Origin of the sequence: Pseudomonas sp. D3-27 (genome assembly GCF_051132165.1) — a bacterium.
Classification (GTDB): domain Bacteria; phylum Pseudomonadota; class Gammaproteobacteria; order Pseudomonadales; family Pseudomonadaceae; genus Aquipseudomonas.
In genome coordinates this window covers 2830286-2849368 of sequence record NZ_CP071667.1, presented here as the reverse complement: position 1 = coordinate 2849368, position 19083 = coordinate 2830286, and the positions used below count along the sequence as shown (strand labels likewise).

General features: G+C 62.3%; 18 protein-coding genes. 6 read left to right on the top strand and 12 right to left on the bottom strand.

Going from position 1 to position 19083, the window contains the following annotated elements:
• The first annotated feature begins 46 nt into the window (after positions 1-46).
• Genes J3P92_RS13035 through J3P92_RS13015 form a run of 5 tightly spaced genes read left to right on the top strand, consistent with a single transcriptional unit; the run spans position 47 to position 5613 of the window.
• A complete protein-coding gene (locus tag J3P92_RS13035) occupies positions 47-1711 on the top strand; it encodes an AMP-binding protein (protein ID WP_434611460.1) in 1665 nt (554 codons plus the stop codon).
• Between the two features lie 16 nt (positions 1712-1727).
• Complete coding sequence (locus J3P92_RS13030) at positions 1728-2489, top strand: SDR family NAD(P)-dependent oxidoreductase (protein WP_434564055.1); 762 nt, start codon at positions 1728-1730, stop codon at positions 2487-2489.
• Positions 2490-2500: 11 nt separating this feature from the next.
• Positions 2501-3688, top strand: coding sequence for an acetyl-CoA C-acyltransferase (locus J3P92_RS13025; protein WP_434647381.1), 1188 nt, complete (start codon positions 2501-2503; stop codon positions 3686-3688).
• Positions 3689-3697: 9 nt separating this feature from the next.
• On the top strand, positions 3698-4825 hold the full coding sequence (locus J3P92_RS13020; RefSeq protein WP_420763944.1) for an acyl-CoA dehydrogenase: 1128 nt from the start codon (positions 3698-3700) through the stop codon (positions 4823-4825).
• Between the two features lie 14 nt (positions 4826-4839).
• Entirely contained in the window at positions 4840-5613 is a 774-nt protein-coding gene (locus J3P92_RS13015; RefSeq protein WP_420763945.1) for an enoyl-CoA hydratase, read from the top strand.
• A gap of 125 nt (positions 5614-5738) precedes the next feature.
• Here the strand turns inward: J3P92_RS13015 and J3P92_RS13010 are convergent, their stop codons facing one another.
• The 8 genes from J3P92_RS13010 to J3P92_RS12975 all read right to left on the bottom strand — a co-directional run bounded on the left by J3P92_RS13010 (position 5739) and on the right by J3P92_RS12975 (position 13880).
• On the bottom strand, positions 5739-6890 hold the full coding sequence (locus J3P92_RS13010; RefSeq protein ID WP_434647379.1) for an acyl-CoA dehydrogenase family protein: 1152 nt from the start codon (positions 6888-6890) through the stop codon (positions 5739-5741).
• Positions 6891-6892: 2 nt separating this feature from the next.
• Positions 6893-7999: an enoyl-CoA hydratase/isomerase family protein gene (locus J3P92_RS13005; RefSeq protein ID WP_434647377.1), complete on the bottom strand. Its 1107-nt coding sequence runs from the start codon at positions 7997-7999 to the stop codon at positions 6893-6895.
• Positions 8000-8132: 133 nt separating this feature from the next.
• The gene (locus J3P92_RS13000) at positions 8133-8840 is read right to left on the bottom strand and encodes an HPP family protein (RefSeq protein WP_434564052.1); all 708 of its coding nucleotides are present in this window, start codon (positions 8838-8840) and stop codon (positions 8133-8135) included.
• Positions 8841-9009: 169 nt separating this feature from the next.
• The gene (locus J3P92_RS12995) at positions 9010-10386 is read right to left on the bottom strand and encodes a UDP-glucose dehydrogenase family protein (RefSeq protein WP_420763949.1); all 1377 of its coding nucleotides are present in this window, start codon (positions 10384-10386) and stop codon (positions 9010-9012) included.
• Positions 10387-10473: 87 nt separating this feature from the next.
• Positions 10474-11415, bottom strand: coding sequence for a LysR family transcriptional regulator (locus J3P92_RS12990; RefSeq protein ID WP_434564051.1), 942 nt, complete (start codon positions 11413-11415; stop codon positions 10474-10476).
• A gap of 46 nt (positions 11416-11461) precedes the next feature.
• Positions 11462-12010 (bottom strand): hypothetical protein, encoded by a 549-nt coding sequence (locus J3P92_RS12985; protein ID WP_434647375.1) that lies wholly within the window; start codon positions 12008-12010, stop codon positions 11462-11464.
• A 26-nt stretch (positions 12011-12036) separates the two neighbouring features.
• The gene (locus J3P92_RS12980) at positions 12037-12840 is read right to left on the bottom strand and encodes a putative hydro-lyase (protein WP_434647373.1); all 804 of its coding nucleotides are present in this window, start codon (positions 12838-12840) and stop codon (positions 12037-12039) included.
• A gap of 101 nt (positions 12841-12941) precedes the next feature.
• Positions 12942-13880 carry a LysR family transcriptional regulator gene (locus J3P92_RS12975; RefSeq protein WP_434611447.1) on the bottom strand — a complete coding sequence of 313 codons (939 nt, stop codon included), beginning with the start codon at positions 13878-13880 and terminating at the stop codon, positions 12942-12944.
• Positions 13881-14210: 330 nt separating this feature from the next.
• On the opposite strand from J3P92_RS12975, the gene J3P92_RS12970 reads away from it, so the two are divergent.
• Entirely contained in the window at positions 14211-15452 is a 1242-nt protein-coding gene (locus J3P92_RS12970; protein WP_434647370.1) for an OprD family porin, read from the top strand.
• 12 nt (positions 15453-15464) lie between these two features.
• Here J3P92_RS12970 and phnE read toward each other — a convergent pair whose 3' ends face one another.
• The 4 genes from phnE to J3P92_RS12950 are packed head-to-tail and all read right to left on the bottom strand — an operon-like array spanning position 15465 to position 18695.
• Positions 15465-16232 (bottom strand): phosphonate ABC transporter, permease protein PhnE, encoded by a 768-nt coding sequence (phnE, locus tag J3P92_RS12965; RefSeq protein WP_434647367.1) that lies wholly within the window; start codon positions 16230-16232, stop codon positions 15465-15467.
• A complete protein-coding gene (locus tag J3P92_RS12960; RefSeq protein ID WP_434564046.1) occupies positions 16229-17056 on the bottom strand; it encodes a PhnE/PtxC family ABC transporter permease in 828 nt (275 codons plus the stop codon). The genes phnE and J3P92_RS12960 overlap by 4 nt, the downstream gene beginning before the upstream one ends.
• Positions 17050-17847 (bottom strand): phosphonate ABC transporter ATP-binding protein, encoded by a 798-nt coding sequence (locus J3P92_RS12955; RefSeq protein ID WP_434647364.1) that lies wholly within the window; start codon positions 17845-17847, stop codon positions 17050-17052. The genes J3P92_RS12960 and J3P92_RS12955 overlap by 7 nt, the downstream gene beginning before the upstream one ends.
• Positions 17844-18695 (bottom strand): putative selenate ABC transporter substrate-binding protein, encoded by an 852-nt coding sequence (locus tag J3P92_RS12950; protein ID WP_434564044.1) that lies wholly within the window; start codon positions 18693-18695, stop codon positions 17844-17846. Before J3P92_RS12950 ends, J3P92_RS12955 begins: the two co-directional genes overlap by 4 nt.
• Positions 18696-19083: the final 388 nt, after the last annotated feature.

The following is a 19083-nucleotide window of genomic DNA, read 5'->3' as shown; positions in this document are numbered from 1 at the left end:
ATTCACGGTTCCCCCCACCAATAAAAAGTACAGAGGGATTCTGGTCATGCGCGATTATTCGTCCGCCACGTCGCAGTTCGATTACCTGAACACCGTCAATGCCTCGTTGCACGGCTCGCTCGAAGCGCTCAATGCCTGCGTCGAATGCTGCGACAGGCACACCTTGCCGGGGCGCATCGCCTTGTTTTGGGAGGGCCGTGACGGCAGTGACGCGACCTGGACTTACCGTGACCTGCAGGACAACGCGGCGCGCTTCGCCAATTTCCTGCGCGCCCAGGGCGTCGGCAAGGGTGACAGGGTGGCCGGCCTGTTGCCGCGCACTGCCGAATTACTGATCGTGGTGCTCGCCACCTGGCGCATCGGCGCGGTGTACCAGCCGCTGTTCACCGCGTTCGGCCCGAAAGCCATCGAACACCGCCTCGGCAGCTCCGGGGCACGGGTTGTGGTCACTGACGCCGTCAACCGTCCAAAACTCACTGAGGTTGCCGATTGCCCCATCGTCGTCACGGTCGGCGGGAAAAAGGGCGAGGGCATCGTTCGTGGCGATTTCAGCTTCTGGGCCGAAGTCGCCAATCAGCCCAACCAGTGCGAACCCCTGATGCTGACTGGCGAAGACCCGTTCCTGCTGATGTTCACCTCCGGCACCACCGGCCCGGCCAAGGCGTTGTCGGTGCCGCTCAAGGCGATCGTGGCGTTCCAGAGCTACATGCGCGACGCCGTTGACCTGCGCCCCGAAGACGCGTTCTGGAACGTTGCCGATCCCGGCTGGGCCTACGGCATCTATTTTGGCGTGACCGGGCCTTTGGCGATGGGGCATCCGATCACGTTCTACGACGGCCCGTTCACCCTGGACAGCACCTGCCGGGTCATCAATAAATACGGCATCACCAACCTCGCGGGCTCGCCAACGGCCTATCGCCTGCTGATCGCTGGCGGCGAGCAGTTCGCCCGCTCAATCAAAGGCAAGCTGCGCATCGTCAGCAGCGCCGGCGAGCCGCTGAATCCGGAAGTGATCCGCTGGTTCGCCGACAACCTGGACGTGGTGATCCACGACCATTACGGCCAGACTGAACTGGGCATGGTGCTGTGCAATCACCACGGCCTCAAGCATCCGGTGCACCAGGGCGCCGCGGGTTTTGCCTCGCCGGGCCATCGCATCGTGGTGCTGGATGAAAGCCATCAGGAGTTGGGCGTCGGCCAACCGGGCATTCTTGCGGTCGACCGTAGCCAGTCACCCATGTGTTGGTTCGCCGGCTACCAGGGCGGGCCGACCAAGGCCTTCGTCGGCGATTATTACCTGAGTGGCGACACCGTCGAGTTCAATCCGGACGGCAGCATCAGCTTCGTCGGGCGCAGCGATGACGTGATCACCACGTCCGGCTATCGCGTTGGCCCGTTCGATGTGGAAAGCGCGTTGATCGAGCATCCGGCGGTGGTCGAAGCTGCCGTGGTCGGCAAGCCCGATCCGGAACGTACCGAGCTGGTCAAAGCCTTTGTGGTGCTCAGCGCCCAGTACCGCGCCGCGCCAGAGCTGGCCGAAGAACTGCGGCTGCACGTGCGCAAGCGCCTCGCTGCCCATGCGTATCCGCGAGAGATCGAATTTGTCAGCGACTTGCCGAAAACCCCAAGCGGCAAATTGCAGCGCTTTATCTTGCGCAACCAGGAAATCGCCAAAGCTCAAGAGACTGCGGCGAAGAACGTTTCAGCTTGAATCCAAGGAAACCATGATGCAGATCGACAACAAGATATTCCTCGTCAGCGGTGGCGCTTCCGGCCTCGGCGCGGCCACCGGTGAAATGCTGGTCAAGGCCGGCGCCAAGGTGATGCTGCTGGACCTCAACGCCGACGCCGTAGCCGCCCAGGCGCAAAAGCTTGGCTGCCAGAGCGTGGTCGCGGACATCAGCAACGAAGCAGCCGCCGAAGCGGCGGTCAAGGCCACGGTCGATGCGTTTGGTGGCCTCAACGGCTTGGTCAACTGTGCAGGGATCGTGCGCGGCGAGAAGATCCTCGGCAAGAACGGTCCTCACGCCCTCGCCAGTTTCAGCCAGGTGATCAACGTCAACCTGATCGGCAGTTTCAACCTGTTGCGCCTGGCCGCTGCGGCCATTGCCGAAACCGAAGCCAACGCCGACGGCGAGCGCGGTGTGATCATCAATACCGCGTCGGTGGCGGCCTTCGACGGCCAGATCGGCCAGGCAGCCTATGCCGCATCCAAGGGCGCAATCGCCAGCCTGACCCTGCCGGCCGCCCGTGAGCTGGCACGCTTCGGCATCCGTGTGATGACCATCGCGCCGGGCATTTTCGAAACCCCGATGATGGCCGGCATGACCCCGGAAGTGCGCGACTCCCTGGCCGCCGGCGTGCCGTTCCCGCCGCGCCTGGGCAAACCCGCCGAGTACGCGGCGCTGGTCCGGCATATCATTGAAAACAGCATGCTCAACGGCGAGGTGATCCGTCTCGACGGCGCCTTGCGCATGGCCGCCAAATAGGAGGATTTGTCATGTCCCATGATCCAATTGTCATCGTCAGCGCTGTCCGCACCCCGATGGGCGGCTTCCAGGGCGAACTCAAAAGTCTGACCGCGCCGCAGCTGGGTTCCGCCGCCATCAAGGCTGCCGTGGAGCGTGCCGGCATCGCACCGGACGCGGTCGAAGAAGTGTTGTTCGGGTGTGTGCTCGCCGCAGGCCAAGGCCAGGCGCCGGCACGGCAGGCAGCCCTCGGCGCCGGGCTCGACAAATCGACCCGTTGCACCACACTCAACAAGATGTGCGGTTCGGGCATGGAAGCAGCGATCCTCGCCCATGACATGCTCGTCGCCGGCAGCGCCGACGTCGTGGTGGCGGGCGGCATGGAAAGCATGTCCAACGCCCCGTACCTGCTGGACCGTGCTCGCGCCGGCTTGCGCATGGGCCACGGCAAGGTGCTGGACCACATGTTCCTCGACGGCCTCGAAGACGCCTACGACAAGGGGCGCCTGATGGGCACCTTTGCCGAAGACTGCGCCGAGGCCAACGGCTACAGCCGTGAGGCCCAGGATGCCTTCGCCATCGCGTCCACCACCCGCGCGCAACAGGCAATCGAGGATGGCAGTTTCGATGCCGAAATCGTGCCGTTGCAGGTCATGGTCGGCAAGGAACAGGTCACCGTTCGCCACGACGAGCAACCGCCCAAGGCACGCATCGACAAGATCCCCACGCTCAAACCGGCGTTCCGCGAAGGCGGTAGCGTGACGGCGGCCAACTCCAGCTCGATTTCCGATGGCGCCGCAGCCCTGGTGATGATGCGCCAGAGCCAGGCGCAACAGCGCGGCTTGAAACCTTTGGCGGTCATCCATGGCCATGCGGCCTTTGCCGACGCCCCGGGCCTGTTTCCCACGGCGCCGATTGGCGCGGTCAAGAAGCTGATGGGCAAGACTGGCTGGTCGCTGGACGAGGTTGATCTGTTGGAAGTCAACGAAGCTTTTGCCGTGGTGGGCGTGGTAACGATGGACAAGCTGGAAATCCCCCATGACAAGGTCAACGTCCATGGGGGCGCCTGCGCCTTGGGCCATCCGATCGGTGCATCCGGCGCACGGATCCTGGTGACCTTGTTGTCGGCCCTGCGCCAGAAGGGCCTCAAGCGCGGCGTCGCGGCCATCTGCATCGGCGGCGGCGAAGCCACGGCCATGGCCGTTGAATGCCTGTACTAAGGAACTGCCATGCTCCCGACTGAAGAACAGACACAAATCCGCGACATGGCTCGGCAATTCGCCCAAGAGCGTCTGAAACCGTTCTCGGCTGAATGGGACCGCGAGCATCGTTTTCCCAAGGAGGCCATTGGTGAAATGGCCGAGCTGGGCTTTTTCGGCATGTTGGTGCCGGAACAGTGGGGCGGCTGCGACACCGGTTACCTGGCCTACGCGATGACGCTGGAAGAAATCGCCGCCGGCGACGGCGCGTGCTCGACCATCATGAGTGTGCACAACTCGGTGGGTTGCGTGCCGATCCTGAAATTCGGCACTGACGAGCAGAAAGCCAGGTTCCTCACACCCCTGGCCAGCGGCACGATGCTCGGCGCCTTTGCCCTGACCGAGCCTCAGGCCGGCTCCGACGCCAGCAGCTTGAAGACCAGGGCGCGGTTGGAGGGCGACCATTACGTGCTCAACGGCAGCAAGCAGTTCATCACGTCCGGGCAGAACGCTGGGGTGGTCATCGTGTTTGCGGTCACCGATCCGAGCGCCGGCAAGCGCGGTATCAGTGCTTTCATCGTGCCCACCGACTCGCCGGGCTACAGCGTGGCGCGGGTCGAAGACAAACTCGGCCAGCACGCCTCCGACACTTGCCAGATCCTCTTCGAGGACCTGAAGGTGCCCGTCGCCAATCGCCTGGGAGAAGAGGGCGAGGGCTACAAGATCGCCCTGGCGAACCTGGAAGGCGGGCGGGTTGGCATTGCCGCGCAGTCGGTGGGCATGGCCCGCGCGGCATTCGAAGCGGCGCGCGACTATGCCCGTGAGCGCCAGAGTTTCGGCAAACCGATTATCGAACATCAGGCCGTGGCGTTCCGCCTGGCCGACATGGCGACTCAGATCGCCGTGGCACGGCAGATGGTTCATCATGCCGCAGCCCTGCGCGATGGCGGCCAGCCGGCGCTGGTGGAAGCATCCATGGCCAAACTGTTCGCCTCGGAAATGGCCGAGAAGGTCTGCTCCATGGCGCTGCAAACCCTGGGCGGCTACGGTTACCTCAACGATTTCCCGCTGGAGCGCATCTACCGCGACGTGCGGGTCTGCCAGATTTACGAAGGCACCAGCGATATCCAGCGCATGGTCATTTCGCGCAATCTTTGAACAAGGAATCCTGCATGAATTACGAAACGATTTTGTTGGAGATCAAGGACCGCGTCGGCCTGATCACGCTAAACCGTCCTCAGGCGCTGAATGCGCTCAATGCGCAGATTGTCAGCGAGCTGAACCAGGCGCTGGACAGCCTGGAGGCGGACCCGCAGATCGGTTGCATCGTGCTGACCGGCTCGAAAAAAGCCTTCGCCGCCGGCGCCGACATCAAAGAGATGGCCGAGCTGACGTACCCGCAAATCTATTTGGACGATCTGTTCAGCGACAGCGACCGCGTTGCCAATCGCCGAAAGCCGATCATTGCGGCGGTGAACGGTTTTGCCTTGGGCGGCGGGTGTGAGTTGGCGTTGATGTGCGACTTCATCCTGGCGGGTGACAACGCCAAGTTCGGCCAGCCGGAAATCAACCTCGGCGTGCTGCCGGGCATGGGCGGCACCCAGCGTCTGACCCGCGCCGTGGGCAAGGCCAAGGCTATGGAAATGTGCCTCACAGGGCGTTTTATCGATGCGGTCGAGGCCGAGCGTTGCGGCATCGTTGCGCGGATCGTGCCGGCTGATGAGCTGCTGGACGATGCAATGAAGACGGCGGCACTGATCGCCTCCAAGTCCGTGCCTATCAGCATGATGATCAAGGAAAGCGTCAACCGCGCTTTTGAAGTCAGCCTGTCCGAAGGCGTGCGTTTCGAGCGGCGGGTATTCCACGCCGCGTTTGCGACACAGGACCAGAAGGAAGGCATGGCGGCGTTCGTGGCCAAGCGTGCGGCGGCGTTCCAGGACAAGTAAGGCGGCGTTCCGACTGACCCCATCGCGAGCTAGCTCGGCCCCACAGTGGATCTGAGGTGTACGCGCCATTGCGTACGCCTCCAAACCCTGTGGGAGCGAGCTAGCTCGCGATGTTTTTCCCGCCGTTACGCCAGGTAGTGCTTGAGTTCGCGGGCAATGACCATGCGTTGTATTTCGCTAGATCCTTCGTAGATCTGGGTAATCCGCGCATCCCGGTAGTAGCGCTCCACCGGATAATCCTCCAGATACCCGTACCCCCCATGGATCTGTATCGCCGACGAGCAGACTTTCTCGGCCATTTCCGAAGCAAACAGCTTGGCTTGCGACGCTTCCGACAAGCACGGTTTGCCAGCGCTGCGCAGGCGCGCGGCGTGGAGGATCAGCAGGCGGGCGGCGTTCAGGCGGGTGTGCATGTCGGCCAGCAGGTTGGCGATGCTCTGGTGCTCTATGATCGGCTTGTCGAACTGCACACGATCGCGGGAATAGGCCAGGGCCGCTTCGAACGCTGCGCGGGCGATGCCTAGTGCCTGGGCGGCAATGCCGATGCGACCGCCTTCGAGGTTGGAGAGCGCAATGGCCAGGCCTTTGCCTCGGGCACCCAGCAGATTGGCCTCGGGCACGGTGCAGTTGCTCAATGTCACCGCGCAGGTGTCGGAAGCGCGAATGCCCATTTTGTTTTCGGAGCGATCGACGTTGAAGCCCGGGGTATCGGTCGGCACCAGGAACGCCGAGATGCCTTTCTTGCCCAGGTCCGGGTCGGTCACAGCGAAGACGATCGCCAGCTTCGCCCGTTTGCCATTGCTGACGAACTGCTTCGCGCCGTTGATCACCCATTGGCCGTCCCGCAGCTCGGCGCGGGTGCGCAGGTTGTGGGCTTCGGAGCCGGCCTGGGGTTCGGTCAGGCAAAAGCAGCCAATCGCCTGGCCGCTGGCAAGATCCGCCAGCCACGTCTGCTTCTGCTCTTCGGTGCCGAAATTGAGGACCGGCCCGCAACCCACCGAGTTATGAATGCTCATCAATGCGCCCGTGGCACCGTCGCCAGCGGAGATTTCTTCCACGGCGAGGGCGTAGGCCACGTAATCGACATAGGTGCCGCCCCATTCCTCCGGCACGACCATGCCCAGCAGGCCCAACTCGCCCATCTTCGCCACCAGGCCGTCGTCGATCCACCCGGCTTTCTCCCAGGCCTGAGCGTGGGGCGCGATTTCACCGCGGGCGAAGTCACGGGCCATGTCGCGGATCATCACTTGTTCTTCGGTCAGCTCAAGGTCTTGCATGGTCAATTCCCGTGGTAGTCGAGGCCGTCGAAGAAACTCGCCACGACCGAGGCGTCCAGCGCCTCCAGGGTCGGCGGGTTCCAGCGCGGGCGCTTGTCTTTATCGATCAGCAAGGCGCGTACGCCTTCGATCAGGTCACCGCGCTCGAACCACTGGCGGTCCAGGTGCAGCTCGAGGGCGAAACAGTCTTCCAGGCTCAAGTGACGGCCGCGACGCAACATTTCCAGGGTCACCGCCATGGCCAACGGCGAGCGGGTTTCCAGCAGATTGGCGGTTTCCATCGCCCAATCATGGCTGTTGGCAACCGTGACCTGACGCAACTGCTCGACCATGCTCGGCACATCGGGCAGAGCGAAGAAATGGTCGATGACGGACCGCAAATCGGCGAGGGGCGGTGCAGGTAGCTGTTGAACCGCCATTTTTGCCAGCAGGCTTTGCAAGTCCTTGAGTGGGGTATCGCGCCACTCCAGTCGATCGAGACGCTCATCGAGCTGGGCAAGCTTGCGGCTATCGAGGTACCAGTCGGCGAGCCCACAGTACAACGCGTCGGCGGCGCGGATGTGCACACCACTGACGCCCAGGTAGATCCCCAGCTCACCGGGAATGCGCGGCAGGAAATAACTGCCGCCCACGTCCGGGAAATAACCGATGGACACTTCAGGCATGCCCAGGCGAGTGCGCTCGGTCACTACCCGCAGGTCGGCGCCTTGCGCCAGGCCCATGCCGCCGCCCAGCACGAAACCGTCCAACAGGGCCAGAATGGGCTTGCGATAGTGGTGGATGGTCAAGTCGAGGGCGTATTCCTCGACGAAGAAGTCTTCATGCAGGGTATCGCCCTGCTTGTGGCTGTCATACAGCGAGCGGATATCACCGCCGGCACAGAACGCCTTGTCGCCGGCACCGCGAAGGACCACCGCGCGAATCTGCGCATCCTGCGCCCAGGCATCGAGTTGCTGTTGCATGCTGCGCACCATGCCCAAGGTAAGGGCATTGAGGCCGGCGGGGCGGTTCAGGGTCAAGTGGCCAATGTGGTTGCGGACTTCGAACAGCACCTCGTATGGCGCGGTCTCGACGCCGTCCGCAGTTTGGGATGAAACCTGAGCTGTCATCGCTAACTCCCTGCTTTTATTGTCTTTATAAATAATGTCGCGCGTACCCGGTCGGGATCGTAACAGTGCAAATTTGCATTGCACAACCGGGATACGTGCAGGTCCTGTCTGCATATTTATAGCAGCCACAGGCTCAACCGCGACCCGACAGCACCTCCGTGATGCTGCGGCGCTTGGCATGGCGCTCGCTGGCGTGGATCAATTGTTCGAGATCCTCGGGAGTTACGTCGAAGAACGCTTCCATTTCCTCGAGCGCAAGCTTCAAGTCTTCGGCGGTGATGGCCTGGCGATCCACGGGCGGGTGGTCGGCCGGAATGGCGGCGACCGGCTCGCTGGCGCGCTTGGGGTAGCGTACGCGCGTCAGGTTGTTGTAGGCCAATGCGAAGGCGAGCAGACCGGAGCCGGCCAGCATCGAAGCGCCAAGCGCCTGCCAATCCAGGGCAATGATCGAATGATCCGCCAGCACCAGCGTGGCCGCCAAGGCCCCCGCCGGCGGGTGCAGGCAACGCAGCCAGCACATCAGAACCAGCGCCATGCCCGCCGCCAGGCAAGCGCTGCCCAGTGTTCGGCCGAGCACATGGGCGACCAGCAACGCCACGACTGAAGCACAGAGGTAACCGCCAAAAATCGACCAAGGCTGGGCCAGGGCGCCCGACGACACGGCGAACAGCAATACCGCCGAGGCCCCGAGAGGGCCGATCAGGTGTTGCGCCACTTCGAGGCCAAACACCTGGCCGCAGAGCCAGACACTGAACATTGTTCCTAAAGCCATGCCGATCGCGGCACGGCTCCATTCGGTGGGACGGGTATTGATAGCAGCGGGGAACCAGCGAGAAAACATTAAGCGGAGATCCAAAAAGCCAACAAAAAAAGGGGCTTACGGGAGAATCCCAGAAAGCCCTTTAACTGTTCCAACATTTGGGGGAGGAACGGAGCACAGTGTGCCGCTCGGCTCTCTTGCTTACAAATTCATATTAATGCTGGTTGAGTTCATTTATTTTGCAGTTTGATCAAGCGCTTCTGGCTTGTAACCAAGGCTGGTGGGCAATGGGCAAGCTGCATGACTGTCCGCGGCCCATCGGGAAATAGACGAAACCTCTGTCCGCCATGCGTTCCGGTTCATAGAGGTTTCGCCCATCAAAAATCACCGGTGCGTTCAGGCGCTGCCGGATCAGCTGGAAATCGGGGGCCTTGAACGACTGCCATTCGGTGCAGATGATCAACGCATCGGCGCCGGCCAGGACTGACTCTGGCGTTCCCATCAGCATCAGTTTCGGCTCGTTGGGGTAGAGCAGCTGGGTCTGTTGCATTGCTTCGGGGTCAAACGCGCGGACGTTGGCCCCAGCCGCCCACAACGCTTCCAGGAGCATGCGACTGGGGGCGTCGCGCATGTCGTCGGTGTTGGGCTTGAAGGCCAGGCCCCACAGGGCAAAGGTCTTGCCATGCAAGTCGCCCTGGTAGTAAGCATTGATGCGTTCGAACAGTTTGTGTTTCTGCCGCAGATTGATGGACTCCACCGCCTGCAGCAGGTCACTGGCGCAATGGGCTTGCTGCGCTGTATGGATCAAGGCCCGCATGTCTTTGGGGAAGCACGAACCGCCGTAGCCGCAACCGGGATAAATGAAGTGATAGCCGATGCGCGAGTCAGCCCCTATGCCCTGGCGCACCGACTCGATGTCGGCACCAAGGTGTTCGGCCAGTTCGGCGATCTGGTTGATGAAGCTGATTTTGGTCGCCAGCATGCCGTTGGCCGCGTATTTGGTCAGCTCGGCGCTGCGCACGTCCATGAACAGGATCCGGTCGTGGTTGCGGTTGAATGGCGCATACAGCTCGCGCATGGTTTCCCGAACTTCCTCACGCTCACAGCCGATCACGATGCGATCGGGACGCCGGCAATCGGAGACCGCGGAGCCCTCCTTGAGGAATTCGGGATTGGACACGACATCGAATTGCAGCAGGCGCCCGGCCTTGAGCAGGCACTTATCGATGTGGGCGCGCAGGATATCGCCAGTGCCCACCGGCACGGTGGACTTTTCCACCACCACCAGCGGCTGTTCGCCGTAGCGGGCAACGGCTTCAGCGACGGCGAGGACTTGGCGTAAGTCCGCCGAGCCGTCTTCCCTGGACGGCGTGCCGACGGCGATGAACACGACCTGCCCATGCCGGACGGCCATTTGTTCGTCGCTGGTAAAACGCAAGCGCCCGGCATCGAGCCCCTCGCGCACCAGCGTCGCCAGGCCGGGTTCGAAAATACTCACCTGGCCCTGGCGCAGGTTCTCGATCTTTTGCTCGTCGATGTCCATGCACACCACGTCATGACCGACCTCGGCCAACACGACGGCTTGCACCAATCCAACGTAACCACTGCCGAACACGCTGATCTTCATGGCGAACTCCCTGGACCATCCCGAGCGGCCGCACCCAGCGGTACACCGCGGTGCGCTCGTTTCAGGATAGGGCGGGGATGTTGCAGTTCACTGACAGCCTGCCGGGGCAGGGTCCGCCGCCAGCCGGTATTGGGCAGGCAGTTGCGCGCTGAATTCTTCAACCACCTCCCGGGTCTGGGTGACGATGTCTTCGACCCGTTCCATGCCCGCGCCGGTGCGCCAGCTGGCGACCACGTCCATCACCGAGGGCAGCGGCACGCCATCCACCAGCCTCAACGTGCCCTGGGCCAGTTCGCCTTGAACCAGCGCCGCGGGCATGGCGCCTATGCCAAAGCCGTCGCGCACCAGCCGCGTGATGGCCGACGCCGAATTCACGCAATTGATGCGCGGCGAGACGATATTGGCCGAGTGCAGCAAATTTAGGATGTCCTGGTGCGGACGCGAGTTGCGCGAAAAGGTCACGATGCGCTCCTGGGATAATTCTTCCAGCGAAGCATAATCGCGGTCATAGGCGGAGCCGGTGCGCACCACCCAATGCATCGGATAACGGGTCAAAAGCGTATTGCGCACGCTGTCCAGGCGCAGGATGTCGGTTTGGAAGATGATGTCCTGATAGCCTTTTTCCAGCTGCGAGCACAGGTTGCTCGCGGTATCGGCCGACAACTCGATTTCCAGGGCCGGGTAGCATTCCATCAGCCGTGTCACCAACGGGCTGAGCCAGGTATGGATCACCGTGTCCATCGCGCCGATGCGGATCCGACCGCGCACCTGACGGGGATCCTTGATCACCGCCTTCATGCTTTGCATGGTTTCCATGATGCGCTCGGCATATTCGAGTACCCGCAGGCCTTCGGATGTCAGCGACACGCCCTTGGGATCGCGGACGAACAAGCGCACGCCCATTTCATCTTCAAGGGCCGCAATACGGCTGGAAATCGACGCCTGGGTGGTGAAGAGCTTTTCCGCCGTCAGCCGGAAGCTTTTCAAGCGGGCGACCCAGACGAAGGTTTCCAGGAACTTGATATTCATGTCGGGCAGCTCCTTGAAACGAAGAGGCAGGGAAATCCAAGGGAGATCAAACCGTTCGATCATGCCTGACTGACAGGTATTGGATCACGTCTTCAAGCGCGCTTGAATCCGGCACCGCATCCATGGCGTCATCAACGCTGCACCACGGGTACGCCAAACGCGACACCCAGGCCATGACTACCGATAGATCGTCTGCTGGCAAGGTTTTCATGTGTGCAATGGTAATGGTGAGTCCCTCAGCCAACCACGACTGGCGCCTGAATCGCCAGTCATACCGGCCACACCCGACCCGGACTTCACCGCTGTGCTTGTCCGCCATGGCGACCATCCAACGGCACTGTAGCGTCTCGGCGTTGGACGCAGGAGGAGCGTCCAGGCAAAACGTGTAGACGTTCTCGAAGGTCTGGTTGAAACGGCTCACCAGCACATCACCGATGGCGCCACGGCCTTGGACATGATCGGGGAATGAAATGGATCCGGTGCAAACAACCATGTCCAGGGTCGCGTCATTGGTAAACGCCTGGTCCAGCAGGTGGGGGCGGTTGCCGTCCTTGGCGCGGATGTACTGCTCGATCGATCGTCGCGGGCTGTTCATCAAATCTCCGTCTCCGGGTCGATACATCACAATGCGCTGTTCCATAGATCGGTGACCAGCATGCAACCCGGCGCGTGAGTGATACACAGCGGCGGACGCGACGCCTGGACCACCGATTGCGGCGTCACGCCACAGGCCCAGAATACCGGTATTTCATCGCTTTCGACCGGTACCGCATCGCCGTAGTCCGGCGTCTCCAGGGACTCAATGCCGATCAGCGATGGATCGCCAATGTGTACCGGGGCGCCATGGACGCCGGGCATGCGCCCGGTGATCTGGATCGCCTGGATCGCCGCCGCCGCTTTCATCGGGCGCATGCTCACGACCATTTTGCCCGACAGTCGCGCGGTGGGGCGTGTGTCGATGTTGGTGCGGAACATGGCGACGTTGCGACTCAGGTCGATGTGCCTCATCCGAATGCCGGCCTCAAGCAACGGTTGCTCGAAAGAAAACGAACAGCCGAGGGCGAAAGTCACCAGGTCATCGCGCCAAAGGTGTTCGATGTCCGAAGGTTGCTCACTTATCTCTCCGTGGTGAAAGACCCGGTAGCTTGGGACCTCGTGGCGGATGTCGATGGGAGCGCCCAGGTTGCGCAGGAAGGGGTCACCCGGTTCCGTCACGTCCAGCACCGGACAAGCCTGACGGTTGAGCGTGCAGTAGCGCAGGAACTCGTCGGCCCAGTCTCCCGGCAGGATCACGATATTGGCTTGGACCCGACCCTGGCCCAGGCCGCTGGTATGGCCGTGGTATTGCCCGGCGGCGATTTTCTGGCGCAAGGCTTGCGGTGAACACTGCTGCAGTTGCTCGAGGGACAGGGCTGATGGACTCATCGCAGGGGCTCCGTTGGGTTCTTTTTCTGAGTGAGTCCTTTTTAGAAAATCCCGGCGATGGCGTCCAACAAGGAAAATTGCTACCCCCTGACAAGTAAAAGTTATTCGACCGTCGACAGCCCCGGTGCCGCGACCATGCGTTGCGGTCCGACGTCCGTGGCGTACTGGCAGACCACTTGGCGGCTCATGTGCACGATGCTTTCGATCAGTTCGAGCCCCACGCCGGCCCGCCACGATGCGACGACATCGAGCTGGGGAAGGGGCGCGCCCGGTTCCAGCTGGATCAACTCGCCACGGGCCAGCGGCTTGGTCACCAGCGCCGCGGGCAGCGCACCAATGCCGAAACCGTCGCGTATCAGTCGCGTCATCGCCGATACCGAATTGACGCAACTGACCCTCGGCGTACCGACGCCATGGGCATACAGCAGGTTGAGCACATCCTGGTGAGGCCGTGAATGCTTGACGAAAGTGATGATGCGCTCGCTCGCCATTTCCGCCAGCGAGGCGTAGGGCCGGGCGTAAATCGATTGGCTGGCGGCGATCCAGTGCATCGGGTAATGCCCCAGCTCGAGATTGCGCACGCTTTCGTGGCGGACCAGGTCGGTCTGGAAGGCGATGTCCAGGTAACCTTTTTGCAGCTGCTCACAAAGATTTCGCGCCGCGTCGGCGGTAATTTCGATCTCCACGGCGGGAAACGCCTGCATCAGCATCGACATCAACGGGCTCAGCCAGGTGTGAATCACCGTGTCCATCACACCGATGCGCACCAGGCCTTGCTGTGGGGTTCTGTTGTCCAGGGACTGCTTCAACTCGCGCTGAACGTCGAGCATTCGCTCGGCATATTCAAGGACCTTGGTGCCTTCCGGGGTCAATGACACGCCCCGTGAATCACGCACGAACAGGCGCAGGCCCAGCTCGTCTTCCAACGAGGCGATCCGGCTGGAAATCGCGGCCTGGGTGCTGAACATCTTTTCGGCGGTCAGGCTGAAGCTTTGCAGGCGAGCGACCCAGACGAAGGTTTCGAGGAACTTGAGGTTCATGGTGGCTCTCTTGGCGTTTATCGTTCTTATCGTTGCAATTGTTACTCCAGATAGGGCTTCGGCGCGCATCAAATTTTCTTATGTACGCGCCTGGGTTTTTCCCGTTTGACGCTGTATCGCGCCACTGCGAAGAATCCGCCCCGTGGCGAGGGAGCTTGCTCGCTTAAGCGCGCAGCGCTCACCGTGAATGGCGCCGCTGCGCCCGAGGCGTCGGACCGGCGCAGCGGGAGCAAGCTCACTCGCCACAGTATCCGCACTGCCCCAAATAATAAGCGAGGCGCGTACGCCGTCCCCGAAGGGATCGTTCGCGCCCACAAAAAGGAGCACGCCATGCCCTGTTTCATCGATACCCACTGGAGCCGTTCGCCCATTGGTCCCTTGCTCGGCCTGGGCCTGATCGGCGCGCCGGTGGCCCATGCCGATTTCATTGGCGACAGCAAGGCCAGCCTGGAAGCTCGCAATTTTTATTTCAACCGCGATTTCAGGCAGGAGGGCGCTCGGGACAAGGCCGAGGAATGGGCGCAAGGGTTCTTGTTGCGCCTGGAGTCGGGGTACACGGCCGGCACCGTGGGTTTTGGTCTCGACGCCTTGGCCATGGCCGGCATCAAGCTGGACTCGGGCGGCGGCACGGCGGGTACCAATCTTTTGCCCGCGGACCTGTCCGGTGGCTCCCAGGATCGCTACGGCGAAGTCGGCCTCACCGCGAAAATGCGCTTGTCCAACAGCACGCTGAAAGCCGGGACGCTGCAGATCAAGGACCCGGTGGTGAATTCCAACGACACGCGCCTATTGCCGAGCACCTTCAAGGGCGGGCTGTTGAACGTGCAGGAAATCGACCGCCTCAAGCTCACCGCCGGGCAGCTCTCCCAGATCAATTTCGTCGATTCCACCGACTATCAAGACATGACCGCCAATCGCATCGGCGGCACCAGCGACAGGTTCCAGTTCGCCGGGGCGGACTACCAGCTTCTGCCCAATCTCACGGCGCAGTACCGCTACGGCAAGCTCGAGGATATCTACCAGCAGAACTACCTCGGCTTCGTCCACACCCTGGACCTGGGCGATGGCCAGTCACTGAAAAGCGACGTGCGTTACTCGCGCAGCACCGAGGACGGCAGTTTCCGCAGGATCGATAACCAAGCGTTCGGCGCACTGTTCACCTACAGCCTCACTGGCCACGGGTTCGGGCTGGGCTATCAGCGCATGAGCGGCGACGATCCATTCCCCTACATCTCCCGCAGCGATCCCTATCTGGTCAACTTCGTGCAGATCGGCGACTTCGCCAACACCGACGAACGCTCCTGGCAAGCCCGCTACGACTACAACTTCGCCGCCCTCGGTGTGCCGGGCCTGACATTCATGACCCGCTACATCAGTGGCGACAACGTGCAACGCAGCGCGCCAGGGGAGGGCCAGGAATGGGAGCGCAACACCGACATTGCCTATGTGATCCAGGACGGCACATTGAAAGGGCTGGGTTTCAAATGGCGCAATGCAACGGTGCGTTCGAACTTCGGCAATGACCTGGATGAGAACCGTTTGATCGTCAGCTATACGATGGCGTTGTGGTGAGTCCCCAGGCCGTCAAGCCTTGACCCAACGCTGACGGCTCCAACTGCTCAACGTATCGACGGTGAAGACCAGCAGCAACATCGCCAGGATCACCGTGCTGCCTTGCGCCTCCTGGAACAGGCTGAGGCTGACGTAGAGCATCTGGCCAAGGCCGCCGGCGCCGACGAACCCTAGCACGCTGGCCATGCGGATGTTGTTTTCCCAGCGGTACAAGGTGTAGGCCAACAGTTGCGGCATCAGGTTGGGCAGCGTGCCGTAGCAGAACGCCCAGAGGGCGCTGGCACCTTGCAGGCGGAGGGCATCGGCGGGTCGCGACGGAGTGTTTTCCAAGGCTTCGGCAAACAATCGACCGAGCACGCCGACGGTGTGCAGGGCGAGCGCCAGCGTACCGGCGTTGGGGCCAAGCCCGGCGGCAAGCACCATCAGCGCGGCCCATACCAGCTCCGGCACCGCGCGCAAGGCGTTCAACAACAGGCGCGACACGCTCTGCAACGGCCAGCCAAGGCGCCCGGCGGCGGGCAGCGCCAAGGCCAAACCCAGCACTGCCGCGAGCAGTGTGCCAAGGGCGGACATGGCGATGGTTTCCAGCGCGCCATGGCCGATCGCCTTGAGGTAGGTCGGGCTCAGGTCAGGGGTCAGGAAACGCTGGGCATAAGCGGCCATTTGCTTGAGATTCGAGTGATCGCCAAGGGCGTCCAGGTCGATACCCAGATAGACGAACGAGGCAACCACGGCCGCGCCGATGCACAGCAGCAACAGCGCGTTGAGCAGGCGACTCATGCCAACCTCCAGCGCAGCACGCGACTGAGCTGGTCGGCGAGCAGCACCAATATCAGGAAAGTCAGCAGCAGGCTGGCGACTTCACCGCCGGCGAACATGCGCAACGACAGGTCCATCTGTTGGCCCAGTCCACCAGCGCCGACGAAGCCCATCACCACCGAGGCGCGGATGGCGCATTCCCAGCGGTACACGGTGTACGACAGCAGCTCGGCGGCGACGTTGGGCAAGATGCCGTAGCAGAAGGCGGCGAGCCGACCGCTTCCGGCTTGCATCAGCGCGTGCGCGGGGCGTTGGTCAACCGACTCGAAGATTTCCGCGTAGACCTTGCCCAGCATGCCGCTGTAGGTGATGGCGATGGCCAATACCCCGGCGGTGGGGCCAAGACCGACGGCCCGGACGAAGAGCAACGCCCAGACGATCTCCGGCACGCTGCGCAGGAAGATGAGCAGGCCACGGACCGGCCAACGCAGCCACTGACCCCAAAGGCCAGGCCTGCCTGCGCGGTACGCGGCGGACAACGACAGCGCCCGGCTGGCGACCAGGCTCGCGGGCACCGCCAACAGCAGTGCCAAGGTCATGCCGGCGGTAGCGATGGCGAGCGTCTGCAGTGTGGCTTGCAGCAGCAATTCGACAAACGTTTCGTCATGGGCCGGCGGCCAGAACGCGGCGGCGAACCGGCCCATCTCGCTTTGGCTATCGCTGGCCAGCAGCACACCCAGGTCCAATTCGCTGAAATGGATACCCGGCCACAGCAGGGCAATGGCCAGCAGGCCAAGGAACAGGCGAGGGAGGGCGGCGGGGTCCCGAGCGTCACGCGTCAGCATCGGGGAATCTGCACGCTCGACGGCGGCGTTGGGCTCGACAGCGACTCCAGTTGCTCATTGGCATAAAGTGCATCGAGCTGCTTGCGATCAACCGCTTCGGTCGGCAAGTCGAAGAGAATCTGGCCGTCACGCAAACCAATGATTCGCGAAAAATGCGCAAGCGCCAGGTCCACCGCATGCAGACTGGTCACCAGGGTGACGTGCTGCTCCCGGGCATGCTGGCAGAGCACCGAGAGCGTGTGCTCGGCGAGCACCGGGTCCATCGCCGATACCGGTTCATCCGCCAGCAACACCTCCGGCGCCTGGTAAAGCACGCGGGCGATGCCGACGCGTTGCAGCTGCCCGCCGGACAATTGCTGGCATTGCACGAACAGTTTTTCCCCCAGGTCCAGACGGGCCAAGGCTGCCCGAGCCCCGGGGATATCCAGCGGATGGAACAGGTTCAGCAGGCTTTTGCCGATACCCCATTGCCCCAGCTTGCCAGCCAGTACTGCGGTGACCACACGTTGGCGCGGGGGCAGGGGAGGCGCTTGATGAATCAAGCCAATGCGCGCACGCAGGCGTTGGCGCTGGCGCGCCGACAGCTGCCAGGCCCGCTCGCCCAGCACTTCTACTTCACCGTTGGCTGGCCGCAGCGCGGTAGCAAGGACGTTGAGCAGGCTGGACTTGCCAGCGCCGGACGGGCCGATGATCGCGACCTGTTCCCCTGCGCGCAGGTGCAGGTCCACGCCGCGCAACGCCTGGGCGCCGTTGGCGTGGATGACGCTGGCCTGGGTCAAACGCAATGTCATTTGAGCAGGTCAGCGGCGCGTGCGGCTTCTTCGATGCCCTTGTAGTTCTCGGGCTTTGTTTCGATGAAGCGGCTGGCGGCTTGCAAATCAAGGATCTCCTTGTCCTTTGGGTTCGCCGGATCAAGCGCCAGGAACGCGGCCTTGATCTTGGCGGCCACCGCCGGGTCGAGGGTCCCGCGCACCGTCCAGTTGTAGTCGAAATACGCTGGGGTGGTGGCGAAGACCTTGACCTTGCTGGTGTCGACCTTGCCGGCGGCCACCAGTTTTTCCCAGACGCTGGCGTTGAGCACGCCGGCGTCGACCTTGCCGGCCTGGACCCACGCGGCCGTCGCGTCATGGGCACCGGAGTAGCCCACGCGGCTGAAGTAGGTTTCCGGCTTGATGCCATCCTGGAGCATGAAGTAACGCGGCATCAGGCTGCCGGAGGTAGACGAAACAGAGCCAAAGGCAAAGCTCTTGCCCTTCAGGTCGGCCAGGGATTTGACGGCCGGGTCGGCACTGATGAATTTACTGGTGAACTGCGCGTCCTGCTCACGTTGCACCAATGGAATGGCGTTGCCGGTCTTCAGGCGAGCCTGGACGAAAGTAAAACCGCCCAGCCAGGCCATGTCGATGCGGTCGGTGGCCAATGCCTCGACCACCGCGGGGTAGTCGCTCACCGGTACGAACTCGACCTTCATGCCGATCTGCTGCTCCAGATAAGCACCCAGCGGCTTGAACTTGCGCAGCAATTCGGTCGGCGCTTCGTCGGGAATCGCGCTGACTTTCAGGGTGTCGGCGGCCTGCGCCAGGACAGAACTCAGGGTCAGGGTGAAACCGACGGCCAAAGCCAGGGAACGCTTGAGCATGGAAATCTCCGGTGCGTGAAAGCAAAAGGGTTCAATCACCAAGCATTCTTGCCGGGCGCGTTGTGAGGGTAGACGAATGGGGGCGATTTTGATCGTTTCCGGTGATCAGGTAAATGGCTATAGTCGCTTGCTACATCCTGTTGCGTCAGAGCGAATAACGCAGGCCGAGCATGACCGATGGGGCTTCGTACTGTGGACCGAGCAGATCCGCAGTCCTTGCAATGCTGCTCATTACAGTTGCTGTCCGGTTGCATGACGCTGTGACCGTTCATGCTCAGTGTGAACGTGCTGAGGTGGCAATCGTGGCTTCAAATCTGTCTGCCCACGCCCCAGGTAACTCCATACGAAGGTTCACATAATGTATATTATGTTAAACACGATGTTTACG